At 66.4% G+C, this 1,252-nt stretch carries 1 protein-coding gene; it reads left to right on the forward strand.

Annotated features, from left to right (window positions below):
- Nucleotides 1-57: 57 nt before the first annotated feature.
- The coding region (locus tag AB0D48_RS37425; RefSeq protein WP_362407843.1) for an ISAzo13 family transposase at nucleotides 58-1,252 on the forward strand (1,195 nt) is incomplete at its 3' end.

A 1,252-nucleotide genomic window follows, 5' to 3' on the forward strand; every position in this document is an offset into this window, starting at 1 on the left:
CCGGGGCCCGTATTTCAATAAGTGCTCGGCAGAGGGGTGTTGGTGGGAGTCTGAGGTATGACTCCGTGTCTGTCAGGTCGCGTTGCCGCTCGTGTTATGCGGGCCAAGTTCGATCAGATCCTGCCGCACTTCGATGAGCGCCGCCGTCGGTTGTACCTGGCCAGTGAGGCGACGGCCCTCGGCCGCGGCGGGATCGTCCGGGTCGCCGCCGCCTCCGGCACCAGCACTGCAACCATCGCGCGAGGTATGGCCGAGTTGGCCGGTTGCTCCTCACCGACCCTGCGGGTCCGGGCTCCAGGTGCGGGCCGCAAGCGTCTGACAGACACCGACCCTGGTCTGCTGCCCGCGCTGGAGTCGCTGATCGAGCCGCACACCCGCGGCGACCCCGTCTCCCCGTTGCGGTGGACCACGCTGTCGGTACGGGCCCTGGCCTCAACCCTCACCACACAGGGCCACCCGATCAGCGCTTCAACCGTCGGACACCTGCTGCACACCCTGGGCTACAGCCTGCAGGGAACCGCGAAGACAACAGAGGGCATCAGCCATCCGGACCGCGATGCCCAGTTCACCCACCTGAATGCCACCGCCACCGCCTTCCTCAACGACACCCAACCGGTGATCAGCGTCGACACCAAGGCCAAGGAATGGCTCGGCAACCGCGACCGGCCCGGACGCACCTGGCGGCCGGGCAAGAACGCGATCAAGGTGGACTGCCACACGTTCACCACCAACGACCAGCCCATGGCGATCCCATACGGGATCTACGACATCGCCAACAACAGCGGATGGGTCAACGTCGGCACCGACCACGACACCGCCCAGTTCGCGGTGGAGTCCATCCGACGCTGGTGGCAGCACCGCGGACGGGCGGACCACCCGAACGCCGGCAGGCTCCTGATCACCGCCGACTCCGGCGGCTCCAACGACCCCCGCCGCTGGACCTGGAAAAGCAACCTTGCCACCTTCGCACGAGAGAGCGGCCTGGAGATCACGGTCTGTCACCTACCGCCGGGGACTTCGAAGTGGAACAAGATAGAACACCGGATGTTCTGTCACATCACCGCGAACTGGCGGGGGCGGCCGCTGACCAGCTACCAGGTCGTCCTCGAGACCATCGCCGCCACAACGACCAAGACCGGCCTGACTATCGGGGCCGAACTGGACACAGGCAGCTACGACCTCGGCATCAGCGTCACACCCGCCGAGTTCCACGCCCTTCCGATCACACCCAACGCCTTCCACGGTGACTGGA

Origin of the sequence: Streptomyces sp. NPDC048269 (assembly GCF_040652395.1) — a bacterium.
Taxonomy (GTDB): domain Bacteria; phylum Actinomycetota; class Actinomycetes; order Streptomycetales; family Streptomycetaceae; genus Streptomyces.